15 protein-coding genes and 1 other RNA gene are annotated in these 16201 nt (G+C 37.5%); 2 read left to right on the top strand and 14 right to left on the bottom strand.

Annotated features, from left to right (window positions below; genetic code table 11):
* Positions 1 to 10: 10 nt before the first annotated feature.
* From STRINF_RS01085 to STRINF_RS01060, 6 genes are all read right to left on the bottom strand, one after another.
* Positions 11 to 775, bottom strand: a complete 765-nt coding sequence (locus tag STRINF_RS01085) for a (S)-acetoin forming diacetyl reductase (protein WP_006531165.1) — start codon at positions 773 to 775, stop codon at positions 11 to 13.
* 147 nt (positions 776 to 922) lie between these two features.
* Entirely contained in the window at positions 923 to 2437 is a 1515-nt protein-coding gene (locus STRINF_RS01080) for a cell division site-positioning protein MapZ family protein (RefSeq protein WP_006531164.1), read from the bottom strand.
* Between the two features lie 63 nt (positions 2438 to 2500).
* Positions 2501 to 3673: a THUMP domain-containing class I SAM-dependent RNA methyltransferase gene (locus tag STRINF_RS01075; protein ID WP_006531163.1), complete on the bottom strand. Its 1173-nt coding sequence runs from the start codon at positions 3671 to 3673 to the stop codon at positions 2501 to 2503.
* Between the two features lie 168 nt (positions 3674 to 3841).
* Positions 3842 to 4207: RNase P RNA component class B (rnpB, locus tag STRINF_RS01070), an RNA gene on the bottom strand.
* Between the two features lie 86 nt (positions 4208 to 4293).
* Positions 4294 to 4623 carry a cell division regulator GpsB gene (gene gpsB / locus STRINF_RS01065; RefSeq protein WP_006531162.1) on the bottom strand — a complete coding sequence of 110 codons (330 nt, stop codon included), beginning with the start codon at positions 4621 to 4623 and terminating at the stop codon, positions 4294 to 4296.
* Between the two features lie 127 nt (positions 4624 to 4750).
* Positions 4751 to 5269, bottom strand: a complete 519-nt coding sequence (locus tag STRINF_RS01060) for an SLOG family protein (RefSeq protein ID WP_006531161.1) — start codon at positions 5267 to 5269, stop codon at positions 4751 to 4753.
* A 74-nt stretch (positions 5270 to 5343) separates the two neighbouring features.
* On the opposite strand from STRINF_RS01060, the gene recU reads away from it, so the two are divergent.
* Both recU and pbp1a read left to right on the top strand, forming a co-directional pair.
* On the top strand, positions 5344 to 5952 hold the full coding sequence (gene recU, locus STRINF_RS01055) for a Holliday junction resolvase RecU (RefSeq protein WP_043878262.1): 609 nt from the start codon (positions 5344 to 5346) through the stop codon (positions 5950 to 5952).
* A complete protein-coding gene (gene pbp1a, locus STRINF_RS01050) occupies positions 5939 to 8161 on the top strand; it encodes a penicillin-binding protein PBP1A (protein WP_006531159.1) in 2223 nt (740 codons plus the stop codon). Before recU ends, pbp1a begins: the two co-directional genes overlap by 14 nt.
* An 86-nt stretch (positions 8162 to 8247) precedes the next feature.
* Here the strand turns inward: pbp1a and pepC are convergent, their stop codons facing one another.
* The 8 genes from pepC to STRINF_RS01010 form a co-directional block, all read right to left on the bottom strand.
* On the bottom strand, positions 8248 to 9585 hold the full coding sequence (gene pepC, locus STRINF_RS01045; protein ID WP_006531158.1) for an aminopeptidase C: 1338 nt from the start codon (positions 9583 to 9585) through the stop codon (positions 8248 to 8250).
* A gap of 228 nt (positions 9586 to 9813) precedes the next feature.
* Positions 9814 to 10638 carry an ammonia-dependent NAD(+) synthetase gene (gene nadE / locus STRINF_RS01040; protein ID WP_006531157.1) on the bottom strand — a complete coding sequence of 275 codons (825 nt, stop codon included), beginning with the start codon at positions 10636 to 10638 and terminating at the stop codon, positions 9814 to 9816.
* On the bottom strand, positions 10638 to 12098 hold the full coding sequence (locus tag STRINF_RS01035) for a nicotinate phosphoribosyltransferase (RefSeq protein WP_043878261.1): 1461 nt from the start codon (positions 12096 to 12098) through the stop codon (positions 10638 to 10640). The genes nadE and STRINF_RS01035 overlap by 1 nt, the downstream gene beginning before the upstream one ends.
* Positions 12099 to 12345: 247 nt before the next feature.
* The gene (gene trxB, locus STRINF_RS01030) at positions 12346 to 13260 is read right to left on the bottom strand and encodes a thioredoxin-disulfide reductase (RefSeq protein ID WP_006531155.1); all 915 of its coding nucleotides are present in this window, start codon (positions 13258 to 13260) and stop codon (positions 12346 to 12348) included.
* A 66-nt stretch (positions 13261 to 13326) separates the two neighbouring features.
* Complete coding sequence (locus STRINF_RS01025; RefSeq protein ID WP_006531154.1) at positions 13327 to 13551, bottom strand: DUF4059 family protein; 225 nt, start codon at positions 13549 to 13551, stop codon at positions 13327 to 13329.
* An 82-nt stretch (positions 13552 to 13633) separates the two neighbouring features.
* Positions 13634 to 14377 (bottom strand): amino acid ABC transporter ATP-binding protein, encoded by a 744-nt coding sequence (locus STRINF_RS01020; protein ID WP_006531153.1) that lies wholly within the window; start codon positions 14375 to 14377, stop codon positions 13634 to 13636.
* Positions 14377 to 15180 (bottom strand): amino acid ABC transporter permease, encoded by an 804-nt coding sequence (locus STRINF_RS01015; RefSeq protein ID WP_006531152.1) that lies wholly within the window; start codon positions 15178 to 15180, stop codon positions 14377 to 14379. Before STRINF_RS01015 ends, STRINF_RS01020 begins: the two co-directional genes overlap by 1 nt.
* 14 nt (positions 15181 to 15194) lie before the next feature.
* Positions 15195 to 16022 (bottom strand): transporter substrate-binding domain-containing protein, encoded by an 828-nt coding sequence (locus STRINF_RS01010; protein ID WP_006531151.1) that lies wholly within the window; start codon positions 16020 to 16022, stop codon positions 15195 to 15197.
* Between the last annotated feature and the right edge of the window lie 179 nt (positions 16023 to 16201).

Genomic DNA, 16201 nt, shown 5'->3' with positions numbered 1-16201 from the left:
TATAGATGGATTAATGGAATTGCATACCACCATCCACAATAATGGTTTGTCCAGTGATGTAATCAGAATCAGGTCCTGCTAGGAAGCTAACAGCCTTAGCCACATCTTCTGGTTCAGATAAACGTTTTAGGGTAATATCTTTGGCAAAAGTTTGCATGCCCCATTCATCATCTTTACCAGCATTTTTACCAACTTCATGAGCAATATTAAACATCATCGGTGTTTTAACAATACCTGGTGCATAGGCGTTTACTGTAATACCATAATCTGCCAAATCACGTGCTAGGGTTTGTGTGATACCACGAATAGCAAATTTGCTACCACCATAAATCGTTAGATTTGGATTCCCAACGACACCAGCTTGTGAAGAAGCATTGATAATTTTACCGCCATGACCTAATTTTTTAAACTCAGCTAAAGCTGCTTGAGCACCCCAGATAGTACCACCGACATTAATGGCAAAAGTGCGTTCGAAGACTTCTTCTGTGATAGTATCTAAGGGCGTTGTCGGCGCAACACCTGCATTATTAACAACTACCGACAAATCTCCGAAATGCTCAACAACTTGTACGAATGCCTTAGCAACTTCTTCGCGTTTAGAAACATCTGCTACAACAGCATAAGCATCTTGTGGCGACAGTTCTTGAACAGCTTTCTCAGCTGTTTCTTGATTATAATCCAAGATTCCAATCTTAAATCCATCTGCGTGAAGACGTTTTGCAATGGCAAAGCCAATTCCTTGACCTGCACCAGTAACAATGGCTACTTTTATCATAAATATCACCCCTTAATCTTTAAGTTAGGTTGATTATAGCGCTTACAAAAATCACTGTCAAACTTTTTGAATATTTTCACGAAATTTTTAATTACTTTGAAAATGCAAACAAAAAGGCGCCCTATTTCTAGGAATCGCCTTTAAAAATTAATAATCCAAAGCGTCAGAGTGACCTGAACCATTACCTACAAAATAACCTGTTTTACAGTTAATTGAGAAGAGGTAAGTTCCGTCTTTTCTAAACATGTTGTAGTAACCATTACCATTGATAATATTAACTTTTTCAAGAATATAGTCATTTCCAGAGAAATAACCACGAGCTTGTGATGTTGAAACGATTTTTTCAAGTACACCATCACTAAATGTCCAAGCTGGATTATTTGAATCAGCAATCGCTGAGTCGTTATAAGGAACACGACTCTTATCACGTTGAAGGTTTGAATTATCAGAAGCTGGTGCTGCTGGCTTAGCTTCAGCTGCTTTATCATTGCTTTCTGTCTGGCTGGCAGAGTTAGCAGCTGCTTGCGCCTGGCTACTTGATTGTGCTTTAGCTGCTAATTGATTTTTACCATCAGTAATCACTGATTGCAATAAATTATCCAAGTTAGCGTCACCTGTATTCAAAACATCACTAGATAAGCTATCGAACTTGGCATCAGCTTTAACCGTTCCTGAAACTTTCTTACCATCAACAATAACATCTTTTTCAAACAAAGCATTGATTGCTTTAATAGCTGTAATGTGAGCTGCTACAGTATCGTATTGTTTTTTAGCAGCATCATAAAAATCAGTACCTTTTAGGTCATCCAATTTTTCTTTTAGGACAGAAATCTTGTCAAATTCACTATTTTTCAACTTCGTTTTAGTATCATCAGTGAACAAAGCCGCATAAGCATCATCAAATACTTTTTTAGCTTTTTTAGCAGCACTTGAACTTGATATCGTTTTTTTCTGGCTTGATGAAGTTGATGAGCTAGCTACTGTAGTTGTTGAATCTTTAGTGTAGTGTAGCGCATAGCCTGCACCAAAAATAGCGACAACAAGAACTGCTAAACCACCAATGATAACACGTTTCTTCTTAGATGTTGGCTTATTATCATCAGCTGAAAGAGCAATCGAAGTTGCTTCTTTTTCGGCTTCTTTAACCTCTTCAGCAGGAATTGCTACAGGGGCTTCTTTTGGTTCTTCAACAGCAGCTACAGCTTCTTCAACTTTCGGAGTAGTTGCTTTTACTTCTTTTGCAGCTTCTTTTTCTGCGTCAACAGTTTCTGCTTGTTCAGGCTCAGCCTCAACCTCTTTAACTTCAGCCACTTCAACAACTGGTTCCACTACATCTTCTGATTTAGGTTCAACAGTTTCCTCAAAAACATCCTTGCTAACAATACCGCTATTAACAAGCTCTTCACGTTGTTTTTTAATAAAGTTATCCAAAGCTTTTGTATCTAAATCTTCGAAATCAGATAATTTTGTTTCAAATTTTTGCGATGTTACTTCATCTCGGTGCTGTTTAATATACTTATCTAAAACGCCATCAGACTCAGTAATTCCAGCTTTCATTTCAGAACCTTTTCGAACAGCTTCTTCAATGGTTAGATTTTTAACATCTTCAAAGTTAAGCCCATCTTTTTCTTCAGAAGATGGCATGTCTTTTTTTTCTGACACGTTCTGGTCACCTCTCTAAATAAAATCTCAACTGCTTAACGATGTTGTTAAGCGCACTTTTCTTTACTTTTCTTTTGCTTGCGTGATAGCAGAGCGTTTAACACGTTCACCGTAAAATTGGTACAAATCAACTCTAAGAGTACCATTATACAATTTACGTTTTTTATCAGCTTGTGTCCCGTATTTTCGTTCAAACTGTTCATCGCTAGTCAGAATAAATTTACTCCATGTTTTAAGTGGTGCAAAGGTCTGTCCCATCTCATTATACAAGATATCTACTGCTTTGTCATCAAGCAATCGCTCACCGTAAGGTGGGTTAGAAATGATAACACCGTTGATTTTATCGGTTTTCAAGTCTTGAAGACGCATTTGTTTCAATTTGATGACATCGCCAAGTCCTGCTTCTTCTGCATTTTTCTTAGCGATTTCAATCATGCGACCATCAATATCAAATCCTGAAATGTCAAGCTCGATATCGTAGTTAGCTTTTTCTTCAGCCTCATCACGAACTTTTTGAACCAAATCAGCATCTACCCAATTCCACTCTTCAAAGGCAAAATCACGGTTAAAACCTGGTGCGATGTTCATCCCAATCATAGCAGCTTCAATACAAAATGTTCCAGAACCGCATGTTGGATCGATAAATGGTTTATCTGGGTACCAGTTTGACAATTCAATAATAGCAGCTGCCATATTTTCTTTAATCGGAGCACCACCCTTTTCCACACGGTAACCACGTTTAAAGAGACTAGCACCAGTGGTATCAATCATAACGGTTGCTTTATCTTTCAAAATAGATACTTCAATTCTGAATTCCGCACCATTTTCTTGCAAAGGAACACCATCTGGACGGTGGTAAACTTTTTGAAGTTTTTTTACAACTGCTTTTTTACTGATAGCTTGAACACTTGGCTCATTGTGCAATTTTGATTTGACACATTTTGCTTTTGAAATTGGGAATTTAGCACCTAAAGGCAAGTAATTTTCCCAATCTAATTTGTAAACTCCTTGGAATAATTCTTCAAAGGTACGTGCTGGAAATTCTCCAACAATAATTTTGACACGGTCAGCCGCACGAAGCCAAAGGTTTGTTGTAATAATTGTTCGAACATTACCTTGGAAACGTACTTTACCATTTTCAACCTGGCAATCAATCCCTAAATCACGGATTTCGCGCCCAACAACAGCTTCAAGCCCTGCAGCTGCAGTCGCCACTAAATTAAATGTTTTTTTCATTCACACATTCCTATTTCATCAAAATACTTATCTATAAGTTTAACACGTTTTACTGGCTTATAGCTAGTAAAAATCAATTAATTTTCAAATACCAAATCAAGCCTCGATTTAGTATTAAAATACAAAAATAAAAGCTAGCCTAAGCTAGCTAGATACCTATATGCAATTTTCTATAAGCCATGTTTTGTTCCAGAGATAACTAGGTCTTATCTCCTTCGATAATCATCTGTCTACTGTTTCCAGTCAGGATAGATCGTTCGGATTCCTACTATCCCGTGCCCCTACCAAAGTTTGGGTTGCTAGCTTGAGGGGTTTACCGCGTTCCACTTCTCGAGTTTCCTCAAGAACTACGTCACTGTGGCACTTTTCAGAGCTATTTAGGCATATCAAAGACTTAGCCTTTTCACTCGCCGTAACATCACAAGATGTCCCTAGGCTTATTAATTCACCTAGCACAAACACTACCGGCATCACAGCCAGTGCTAGCATGGACTTTCCTCATGGTATTAGAATACCACGCGATTATCCGAAAATTGCAATTTATCTTTCTTACCTTCGTAAAGGAAGATAAGTCACATACAAACTCATTTAATAACTTTGTCAAAACCGACTAAAAGTTATTATTCAGTGATTTGTTTACCAAAAACTTCTTTTTCCAAACGACTAATACGTTTCAAAATATCGAAGTTTGTTGCAGTTTGAGCAACACGTGCGTGCTCAGCCTGTGGAGCAACATAAGAAGTTGCTGGTGCTGCTTTTGGTTTAGCAGCCAATTCTTGTTTTAATTTTTCATTTTCAGCACGTAGTTCTTGAAGTTGAGAAATATAAGATTCATAATCTTTAATAACATCATCAAGGAACTCGTCTACTTCTTTTTTATCGTAACCACGCATGCTGGTTTTGAATTCTTGTTCAAAAATGTCCTTAGGACTAAAAATAATACTTGCCATTCTATCTCTCTCCAAACAAAACTATTCTAGTTAACCTTCGAATATAAAAACGTCATATCAAGATATATGTTACAGAAAATTTAGTGAAAAATCAAGCATTTACCTTTAAATCATTATTAAAAATTCATTACCAATCTTGAAGGAATTCATTAAGGCGATCAAAGGTTAAATACTGGATAGGATAGTTACCTTTTTCTCGCATGACTTCTACCAGATATTTCAGATTTGTTTCATTTTCTGGATCATAAAAAAGGTAAGCACCGTCTGTATTATCTACTAAAAATTGATTGTACGCTCTAAACTGACTTGGATTTTCATACTCTTTATAGGAATACTTCACAAAATCCACCTGTTTGAACTCACTCAATTTGACTTGATTGGCTTCGTTCCAATTATGACCATGATTTTCAAAAGTAAAAATAGTAGCAATACTAAAATCATACTCCTCTTGGAGCTCTTTTGCAACCTGTGATGCCCAATATTCAAATCCAAGGTTTCCCATAAAGATTAACCAATCAACTCCTTCATCAAAATAACGAATCAAATCATGCCTAATCGCCTTCTTGATAATCTCGATTCGTTGGTCTTTTTCTTGAAAAATACCAAGTTCAAAACTCTTATAGCCCGTGACGAGAATTGCAGTCATAACCTGTTTCCTTTCTAAAAATATGTTATAATAGTAGTGCTTATATTGACTTAAGCATGAATGTTAGGAGTTTTATGGTTAATTACCCTCATCATCTTATTCGAAAACAAGCAGCCCCAGCTTCTAGGAAGAACACAAAATCAACGATTAACTTTGCTAATCGTGGGATGAGTTTTGAAGCAGCAATCAATGAAACTAATAATTACTATTTATCTCGTGATATTGCTGTCGTTCACAAAAAACCAACCCCAATTCAAATTGTAAAAGTTGATTATCCCAAAAGAAGCCGTGCCAAAATTGTAGAAGCTTACTTTCGCCAAGCATCCACGACCGATTATTCTGGTGTCTACAAAGGACGCTACATTGACTTTGAAGCGAAAGAAACGCGACAAAAGACTTCCATGCCCTTAAAAAACTTCCACGCTCACCAGATTGAGCACATGGAACATGTCTTAAAGCAAGACGGCATCTGCTTTATACTACTTCACTTTTCGACACTTAAGGAAACTTATTTCTTACCTGCTAGCGCTCTAGTAGACTTTTACCAAATCAACCTCGGCACCAAATCCATGCCACTTGATTATATCAGAAAAAATGGGTATATGGTGACAACAAGTTCACTCCCTCAAGTTCCTTATTTGGACATTATCGATCAAAAAATATTAGGCGGTGATCACAATTAAAAAGAAAACAACAAAATACAGACGAACAAGTAATCCTGCAGCTAAAGCAACTGCTCTTAAGGTGCTAAAATACGGTTTAATCACTATGATGTCTTTGGTTGTTGCTGGTTTTCTAATTGGTGGCTCAATCTTTGCATTCTATGTTAGCAGCACACCAAAACTAACAGCGGCTAAATTATCATCAACTAACTCAAGTCTGATTTATGATACCAACGGAACCTTAATTGCTGACTTGGGTTCTGAAAAACGTGAGAGCGTATCAGCTAACAGTATTCCATTGAACTTAGTTAATGCAGTGACTTCTATCGAAGATAAACGTTTCTTCAAACACCGTGGTATCGATGTTTACCGTATCCTCGGAGCAGCGCTAAATAACTTTACAAGTTCTAGCACACAAGGTGGTTCAACACTTGACCAACAGTTAATCAAATTAGCTTACTTCTCAACAAGTGAATCTGACCAAACCTTGAAACGTAAAGCTCAAGAAGCTTGGCTAGCTCTTCAAATGGAACGTAAGTATACCAAAGAAGAAATTCTTACCTTCTACATTAACAAAGTGTACATGGGTAACGGTAACTATGGTATGCTAACAGCAGCTAAATCTTACTACGGTAAAGATTTGAAAGATTTGTCTATTGCACAGTTGGCTTTACTTGCTGGTATTCCTCAAGCACCAAGTCAATATGATCCTTACACAAATCCAGAAGCTGCTCAAAATCGTCGTGATACTGTTCTTGCTGAAATGTATGAAGATGGTAACATTACAAAATCTGAATACGATACAGCTCGTGCTACTCCAATCACAGATGGTCTGCAAACACTAACTGAATCAACAAGTTATGAACCTTATTTTGATAACTACATCAAAGAAGTTATCCAAGAAGTAAGCGAAAAAACTGGTCAAGATATCTACTCAGCTGGTTTGAAAGTTTACACAAACGTTGATACAGAAGCTCAAAAATACCTCTGGGACATCTACAACACTGACTCTTACGTCTATTATCCAGATACAGACTTACAAGTTGCCTCAACTGTTGTTGACGTAAGCACTGGTAAAGTTATTGCTCAACTTGGTTCACGTAACCAAGATACAACCGTTTCACTCGGAACTAATCAAGCCGTTCTAACTGACCGTGACTGGGGTTCTACAATGAAACCAATCACAGACTACGCTCCAGCGATTGAAAATGGTATCTACACAAGTACTGCTGCTGTCACTAGCGATAGCAAATACTACTGGCCAGGCACTTCAACTCAAATTTATAACTGGGACCGTCAATACTACGGTAACATGACCATTCAAACCGCTATCCAACAATCACGTAACGTGCCAGCGGTTAGAGCCCTTGAATCTGTCGGCTTAAATAAAGCTAAATCATTCTTGGAAGGTCTTGGTATTTACTACCCACAACTTTACTACTCAAATGCTATTTCAAGTTCAACAAGTGATTCTAGCCAAAAATACGGCGCAAGTAGTGAAAAAATGGCTGCTGCCTATGCCGCATTTGCTAACGGTGGAATCTACTACGAACCACAATATGTCAACAAAATCGAATTCAACGATGGTACAAGTAAGTCATTTAGCGCATCTGGTAGCCGTGCAATGAAAGAAACAACAGCTTACTTGATGACTTCAATGATGAAAACTGTTTTGACATACGGTACTGGTACGAGAGCTGCTCTCCCAGGTATCTACCAAGCTGGTAAAACAGGTACATCAAACTACTCAGATGATGAACTTGCTGAAATCGAAGAATCAACAGGCATTTACAACAGTGCTGTCGGAACAATGGCTCCTGATGAAATGTTTGTCGGATACACACCACAGTACTCAATGGCTGTTTGGACAGGTTACAAAAACCGTATGACACCAATTTACGGTAACGGTCTAAACGTTGCAGCTGATGTTTACAAAGCTATGCAAAGCTACCTCAACGAAAAATATGGTAGCGGAAGCGAAGACTTTGAAGTTCCTAAAGGTGTTTACACAAGCGGCGGCTATGCTTACTTAAGCGGCTCAAGCAATTACACTTATTCACCATCATCAAGCTCAGTCTATAGCAACATCTATGGTTCAAGCTCTTCTGAAGAAGCTTCATCTAGTCAATCATCTAGTCAATCATCTAGCGAAGATACTTCATCAAAAGAAGCTAGCTCAGAAAGCAGCGAATCTACTGATACTAACAGCAGCACTGAAGGTAACGAATAATAAAAAATCACCTCTGCTTAGTCAGAGGTGATTTTATTGTGCCAAAAAAACGTTAGCTGATACCAGCTAACATTTTTAGTTTTATATTATTTGCTTGCAAGAGCTCCCATTGGATCCCAAGGTGCAAGAACGATTGGTTCAGCTTCATAAGCAGCGCGTTCTTCTGCTGTCAAGAATTCTTTACGTACCACGATTTGGTAAGTGAATTCATCCATCCAAGCATCAGAAGCAACAAAGTAACCTTTGTTACCAACTTTATCTCCCCATGAATTTTCAACTTTCCATTTAAGAGATTTGCCATTTTCATCCAAATCAACACCTGTAAGAACCATAGCGTGTGTCATCAAGCTTTCGCTGTAATCAAGACGACCTGCTTTATCTTGTGTGAAGTTTATATCCATAGCTGTTTCAAAATCGTAAACATTTGTTGCCATGATACCTTTTTGGCGGTCTGAAATTTGGCCAACATCAGAACCAAACCAAACAGTTTCACCAGCTTGCATTTGAGCAATAGCCAATTCTTTGAAACGTTCCATATCAAGGTTGATGTAACGAACATCACGGCTACCAACCACGTTACCAAGCATTTCAACAGTGTATGATTTACCATAAGGTTTATCAGCTGTTGGGGCATTGATAACTGATACGTATTCAGAAAGATCTAAACCAACATATTTTTTGAAGAATTCTTGTGGTGTGATATTTTTATCTGAATGATAGTTATTGTCTTTATCACGGTAAGCAAAATCAAATGTACGTGGTGGCAAGCCAAGATTAATAGCTAAGAAATTGAAGACTTCTTGAAGAAAAGCTTCTTTTTTAGTTTGAACAGCTTTGTCATCAGCACCTGCTGCAATTGCTTCACGCAAAATTTGTGCATCTTGACGCAACAATTTGTTAAGGTATTGGTTCAATTCACGACTGTTGCTTGATGAAATTGATTCTGGGTAAGCAGCTTTGGGCACAACACCGTATTTTTCAAAAAGAGCAACAACCATATCCCATTGACCACCATCTTGTTGTGGCACATCAAGTAAGAATTTTACTTTACGGCTACCAAGTTCTTGGTCAGCAGTTGCAATAACTTGTTCTAAGAACCAGTTTGATTTTTCGTATTTGTCCCAGAAGAATGTGTGCGCTTGAGAAAGTTCGAAGTTTTCCAAGTTAAGGTCTGAGATCATTTTATGACGGAAAGTATTAAGAGCTGCAAACATCCAGCAACGACCTGAAGCTTTTTGGTTAGCAACTTTATCTTTTGTTAAATCAATTGAAAAAGCGTGGTCGTTTTCCATTTCACTTTGACGTGTTTCAAGTGATTTTAACAATCCATTGTGAGTTACAGCATTTTCAACAGCACGCAATTTGCTATCAGCTTGAAAGTCAGTAAATAGCTTATCAGTAAATGTTGATGATAATTCTGACATAATTCCTCCTATAATGTGGCTAAGTTCTCATGTAATATTTTCTGACTTAACCTAACTTAACTAATAACCATTATAACGCTTATTAAGCATTTTTCAAGAGAAATTGTAGAACTTTTTAAAACTTTCAAAAAAATGCGTAAACTTTCATAACAGTATATGTCAGAATCTTCAAATAATAATACTAAAACCAAACAAAAAAGCCCAAATAGGGCTTTTTGATTTTGAAATTTATTTCCAGAAATCGTCAAATACTGTGATTGGCAAGTGACGTTTGTGTTCTGTTTTATTCCACCAGTTTTCGATTTTAGCTTGTGCTTCTGCTGAAACTGTTTTACCTTCAAGATAATCATCAATATCGTTGTAAGTAACGCCTAATGCCACTTCATCAGCGATACCTGGACGGTTTTCTTCCAAATCAGCTGTTGGAATTTTTTCGTAGATAGCTGGGTCAGCACCAAGCTCTGCCAATAATTGTTTACCTTGACGTTTGTTAAGGCGATAAAGTGGAATCACGTCAGCACCACCATCACCAAATTTTGTAAAGAATCCAGTGATGTTTTCTGCAGCGTGGTCAGTACCGATAACAGCACCGCTATTTGCACCTGCTACAGCGTATTGAGTAATCATACGTTGACGAGCTTTGATGTTCCCTTTGTTAAAGTCAGAAACGTCAATTCCTGCTTTTTCAAGTTCATGAACTTGTCCATCAACCGCTTCTTTGATGTTTACAGCAATGCTAACATCTGGTTTGATGAATTTAAGCGCACGTTGTGCATCTTCTTCGTCAGCTTGAACACCGTATGGCAAACGAACTGCGATGAATTTGTAGCTGTCATCACCAGTTTCAGCACGCAATTCTTCCATAGCGATTTGTGCCAAACGTCCTGTCAAGCTAGAATCTTGACCACCAGAAATACCAAGCACATAAGATTTCAAGAAAGAGTGTTTTTTCATGTAATCTTTCAAGAAATCAACAGACACACGGATTTCTTCTTTAGGGTCAATACTTGGTTTAACACCTAATTCAGCAATGATTTTTTCTTGTAATGTCATTACTTAACTTCTCCTTTTTGTTGAGCTTCTTTGCGAATACGGTCGATAAGATCCATTTTGTTTTGCCAAACTTCTTGTGACAAGTCAACTGGATAATCTTGTGGGTTAAGTAGACGTTTGTATTCGTCCCAAAGTTTGTCGTACTCTTTGCGAGCATAATCTTGGATTTCAGCAAGTGTTGGTAAATCGTAAACCAATTCACCTTTATCAAAGATATCAACAAGGAGAGGAACAGCTTTGAAATCTTTTACTGTCTTATTGATGTAAGTGTATGTTGGGTGGAACATGTAAACTTCATCAAGTTGGTTAACGTCTGTATCAGTGAAAGTGATGTAATCACCTTCTGTTTTATTTCTTTCGCGACTTGTGATGCGCCAAACTTGTTTTTTACCTGGGGTAGACACTTTTTCAGCGTTGTTAGACAATTTGATAGTGTCTTGCATTACACCGTTTTCATCTTCGATTGAGACAATTTTGTAAACAGCACCAAGAGCTGGTTGGTCATAAGCTGTGATAAGTTTTGTACCAACACCCCAAACGTCAATTTTGGCTTTTTGCATTTTAAGGTTAAGAATGGTATTTTCATCCAAATCATTTGAAGCGTAAATTTTAGCATCTGGGTAACCTGCAGCATCCAATTGTTCGCGGATTTTTTTAGACAAGTAAGCCATATCACCAGAGTCAATACGAACTCCAAGGAAGTTAATCTTGTCGCCAAGTTCATTGGCTACACGAATAGCTGCTGGAACACCCAAACGAAGTGTATCATAAGTATCAACCAAAAAGACGCAATCTTTGTGAGTGCCTGCGTAAGCCATGAAGGCTTCATAGTCATCTCCGTAAGCTTGAACAAGAGCATGTGCATGTGTTCCTGACACTGGAATATCAAATATTTTACCAGCACGAACATTTGATGTGGCATTAGCACCACCGATTACAGCAGCACGTGTTCCCCAAATTGCTGCATCCATTTCTTGGGCACGACGGCTACCGAATTCTAACAATGGTTCGTCATTAATAACTGAACGAATACGAGCAGCTTTTGTGGCAATCAACGTTTGGAAGTTTACGATGTTAAGCAAAGCTGTTTCAACCAATTGACATTGTGCCAAAGGTCCTTCCACTTGGACGATTGGTTCATTAGCGAAAACAAGGTCACCTTCTTGAGCTGAACGAATGGTTAATTCTAATTTAAAATCTTTCAAATAAGCGATGAAATCAGCTGGATAACCTAAATCTTCTAAGTAAGCAATATCTGTTTCTGTAAAACGAAGGTTTTTAATGTATTCAACCATACGTTGCAAACCAGCAAAAACAGCATAGCCATTTGAAAATGGTTCTTTACGGAAAAAGACTTCAAAAACCGCTTTACGGTTGTGAATGCCTTTATCGAAATAAACTTGCATCATGTTAATTTGATACAAATCCGTGTGGAGAGTTAAACTATCGTCTTGATACATGTGGTATCCCCTTTTTAAAAATATCGACCCAATGCTAGTCTTATCATATCTGGTTTTAACAACCTCTGCTAGCATCTGTCAAAAGATTAATTATCCCCCATATTATAGCACAATTACGAGAGACTGGCTAAAACTTTGTGAGGTTTTGCGCAAAGATTTGAAAAAAATCTGACTTTCAGAAAAGTTTTTCACAATCTTTCTACCTTTTCAGACACTAAAAAAACCGAGAAATAATCTCGGTTTTCTGTTATTTCATATTTTCAATATATTGATAAACACCTTGTCCAGCAATAGCACCATCACCAACTGCTGTTGTGATTTGACGGAGTTCTTTCTTACGTACATCACCGATGGCAAAGATACCTGGAATAGCTGTCTTCATGTGGTCATCTGTAATAACCCAACCAGCTTCATCTGTAATACCAAGTCCTTCAACCATTTTTGAAACTGGGTCAACACCAACGTAGATGAAAATACCACCAAACTCATGTTCACTGATTTCACCAGTTTTAACATTTTCTACAACAACACCTGAAACCTTGATATCATTTCCTTTGATTTCTTTAACAACGGAATCCCAGATGAAATTGATTTTCTCGTTAGCAAAGGCACGGTCTTGCAAAATCTTTTGTGCGCGTAATTCATCGCGACGATGAATAATGGTTACTGATTTTGCAAATTGTGTTAAATAACCAGCTTCTTCAACAGCTGAGTCACCACCACCGACAACTAATAAATCTTGGTTACGGAAGAATGCTCCATCACAAACTGCACAGTATGACACCCCACGGCTTGTGTACTCTTCTTCACCAGCTACGCCAAGGGAACGGTTTTTAGCACCAGTCGCCAAAATAATTGTCTTAGCTTCATAAGTAGCATCTTCAGTGATGACGCGCTTAACATCACCAGCATCTTCAATGCTTTTAACGATACCATAAATATTCTCCACACCAAATTTTTCAAGCGGTGCGTGCATTTTCATTGACAATTCTGGTCCAGAAATGTGATCGTAACCTGGGTAGTTTTCAATTTCTGATGTATTATTCATTTGCCCACCAGGAGCACCTTGTTCAATAATACCAATTTTCAAGTTAGCACGGGCGGCATAAAGCCCAGCAGTCATCCCTGCAGGACCTGAACCAATAATTAATGTATCGTACATGTATTTTTTACCTCGTTTTATCGATTATTTTTCTATTCTATCAAGCTCATCTCTAAAACACAATTATTATGCTTTAAACATCAATAAAATGGCCATAAAGGCAAAAGAAAGAACTGGAATGACCATAATAGATATCATCAAAATATCATATAAAAAAGCTTGGCGTTCTTTGGCTGTTTTATCATATTTGCGTCTAGCTCGCCAAAAATTCCAAAAAATACCAACTAAAAAAACACTGATAATTGATAAAAGTAATCCCTGAATATAGAGACTAAAAATTTCTAAAAACATATTTTACCTTGCACTCGTATTCTATTTTGCTCTAAAAAAGCTGAAAAAAACTTTCAGCTCTTATTATATCAAATCTGTGTCTTTAAATATACGTTTTTGAATAATTTGCAAAGAATTCTTTGGTTCTTGCTTCTTTGGGATGTTTAAAAATCTCTTCTGGTCGACCAGCTTCAAGAATACGTCCCTTATCCAAAAAGAGAACTTTATCAGCCACTTGATAAACAAAATTCATATCATGGCTCACCAAAATCATGGTTTGTCCTGCCTTTGCAGCATCTGCAATTGATTTTTCCACTTCTCCGACCAACTCTGGATCAAGGGCAGAAGTAGGTTCATCTAAAAGAAGAACATCAGGTTTCATGGCAAGGGCTCTCGCTAAAGCCACGCGCTGCTTTTGCCCACCAGATAAATGCCTTGGGTAATGATTCTCACGATCAGATAACCCAACTTTAGCTAATTCTTCTTTAGCAATCTTAGTCGCCTCTACATCTGATAGTTTTTTGACAATCTTTAAGCCTTCTTTGACATTTTCAAGTGCGGTACGGCGTTCAAAAAGGTTAAATTGCTGAAAAACCATGGCCAGTTTTCGACGCAACTCAAGCACTTCTTCTTTGGTAATGTTTTGAAAATCAACTTTGAAATCATCGATAGCAATGCTACCATAATCCGCTTGTTCCAAATAATTTAAGCTACGTAAAAATGTTGATTTTCCCGCTCCAGATGCCCCGACAAGAGCTAAAACTTCACCCTTTTTAATAGCCACATCTAAACCATCTAAAACTTTCTGACCAGAGAATGCTTTTGTTAATTTTGTAATCTTAATCATTAGCGAATGTCTCCTGTTATCGTATCTTGGCTTATTTTTGGAGTATCAATAGTCATTTTTTTCTCAATTAAACGCCCAATTTGTTCGATAATAATACTGATAATCCAGTAAACCAGAGCGACCGAAATATATCGTTCAAAGTAACGATAATCTGACCCACCTAAAATTTGAGCTTGGGCAAAAATTTCAACAATTCCAGCATTAAAGGCTAGTGATGTTCCTTTAGTTAAGCCAATTAAACTATTAATCAAAGTTGGTGTGGCAATCACCGCAGCATTTGGAATAATCACACGGCGATAAACTTGAAACGAAGTCATTCCAAGACTACGCGCAGCTTCGATTTCACCAACATTTACAGCTTGAATGGCCGCACGAATGGTCTCACTGGTGTAGGCAGCTTCATTAAAAGCAAAAGCTGTCACAGCAAAGACCGATGCAGGAATGGCATTGATATTCCAGTCAAATCCGTATTTTAGTTTAAGAAATTTTAAAAAGAGTGGAATGCCGTAATAAGTCAGCATCAACTGAACCAAAATCGGTGTTCCACGTAAAAAACTGACAAAAACAGCTTGAATAGGATACAAAACTTTAGGACGATTGATTTTCACAATAGCAAAGACTAAAGCTAAAATCAAACCAAAGAAAGCACCTGCTAAAGTCAAGCCAAGAGTTGTTGGCAAATGTCCCAGCAAATCAGGGATAGCATCAAAAACCGCTCGCCAGCTAAAGAGCTGACCTTCAGGAATTTTTTCAACTAACTTATCATACCAAGATAAGCCAGTTGTAAGTATTGTAAAAGACATGAATACTCCTTCTTTTAAGATTTAACAGATGAGACGAAATCTCCACCAAAGTAAGTTTGACTTAATTCAGTTAACGTTCCATCTTCTTTTAGAGTTTTAAGACGTTTATTAACGAATGCTTGCAGTTCTTTACCCTCACTAGTATCAGCAAACAAGAGATATTCTAGTCCGTCGTTTTCGCCACCAATTTCACCTTTAACATTAGTTACTATTAAATTAAAGCCTTGGTCTTCAATCAAATAATTTGATGAAATGGCATCATAAAGAATAAAATCAATCGTTCCATTTTCAATGTGTTGAACACGTGTCGTTAATCCAGTTGAGCTTGCAGCATACTTGATTTTAATCGGTTCTTTATCTGGATTATCCTTGTTCCATTTTTCCAAAACTTGCGCGTAATTTGACCCTGAAATAACTTCCGTTTTTTTACCCGATAAATCATCTAAACTATCATAGCTTGTCCCTTCAGCACTCGTAATCGCATAATTGGAGTGTGAAATTGGATCTGAGAAAAGGTATTTTTGCGCACGTTCTTCATTGTAATTAAAATCATTTGCCGCAATTTGATAACGGTCTGCATCCACACCCGTCAAAATAGAATCAAAAGCTGTTGTCACAAACTCCACTTTGTATTCCTTTGAGTCCTTGAAAATAGCTTTTACCACATCGATATCATAACCTTTAAAGGCTTTATTTTCCTTATAAGTAAATGGTGCTGTGTCTGAATCAGTCGCTACTTTGATGACCTTTTTACCACCAGATTGCGTTTGAGTTGAGCAAGCTGAAAGCACCAAAGCAACTACCGCCAAAAAGGCTACTGTTAAAAGGTTTGTCTTTTTCATCTCTCTTCCTCTTTTCTAATCATCTTTGTTACAGTCTACCAAACTTAGAGGCGCCTGCCCAATATATATTTTCTATGACCTTGATAGAGAAAAACTATCATGAGATCGAGCTAAGTTCTTGACATGATAGTCTAATTTTTTATTTGAGCCTAAAAAATAGCCTGAAACTTTTGTTTCAG

It is taken from the genome of Streptococcus infantarius subsp. infantarius ATCC BAA-102, from assembly GCF_000154985.1.
Classification (GTDB): Bacteria; Bacillota; Bacilli; order Lactobacillales; family Streptococcaceae; genus Streptococcus; species Streptococcus infantarius.
Note: the sequence above shows the minus strand (reverse complement) of the source record. Positions and strands in the feature narration are given on the sequence as shown.

What these genes read in the sequence shown, in the direction of transcription:
- STRINF_RS01075 (WP_006531163.1), bottom strand. Translation starts at nt 3,673, where the DNA reads ATGAAAAAAACATTTAATTTAGTGGCGACTGCAGCTGCAGGGCTTGAA.
- pepC (WP_006531158.1), bottom strand. Translation starts at nt 9,585, where the DNA reads ATGTCAGAATTATCATCAACATTTACTGATAAGCTATTTACTGACTTT.
- STRINF_RS01035 (WP_043878261.1), bottom strand. Translation starts at nt 12,098, where the DNA reads ATGTATCAAGACGATAGTTTAACTCTCCACACGGATTTGTATCAAATT.
- STRINF_RS01025 (WP_006531154.1), bottom strand. Translation starts at nt 13,551, where the DNA reads ATGTTTTTAGAAATTTTTAGTCTCTATATTCAGGGATTACTTTTATCA.
- gpsB (WP_006531162.1), bottom strand. Translation starts at nt 4,623, where the DNA reads ATGGCAAGTATTATTTTTAGTCCTAAGGACATTTTTGAACAAGAATTC.
- STRINF_RS01010 (WP_006531151.1), bottom strand. Translation starts at nt 16,022, where the DNA reads ATGAAAAAGACAAACCTTTTAACAGTAGCCTTTTTGGCGGTAGTTGCT.
- STRINF_RS01020 (WP_006531153.1), bottom strand. Translation starts at nt 14,377, where the DNA reads ATGATTAAGATTACAAAATTAACAAAAGCATTCTCTGGTCAGAAAGTT.
- recU (WP_043878262.1), top strand. Translation starts at nt 5,344, where the DNA reads ATGGTTAATTACCCTCATCATCTTATTCGAAAACAAGCAGCCCCAGCT.
- STRINF_RS01085 (WP_006531165.1), bottom strand. Translation starts at nt 775, where the DNA reads ATGATAAAAGTAGCCATTGTTACTGGTGCAGGTCAAGGAATTGGCTTT.
- nadE (WP_006531157.1), bottom strand. Translation starts at nt 10,638, where the DNA reads ATGACATTACAAGAAAAAATCATTGCTGAATTAGGTGTTAAACCAAGT.
- trxB (WP_006531155.1), bottom strand. Translation starts at nt 13,260, where the DNA reads ATGTACGATACATTAATTATTGGTTCAGGTCCTGCAGGGATGACTGCT.
- STRINF_RS01015 (WP_006531152.1), bottom strand. Translation starts at nt 15,180, where the DNA reads ATGTCTTTTACAATACTTACAACTGGCTTATCTTGGTATGATAAGTTA.
- STRINF_RS01060 (WP_006531161.1), bottom strand. Translation starts at nt 5,269, where the DNA reads ATGACTGCAATTCTCGTCACGGGCTATAAGAGTTTTGAACTTGGTATT.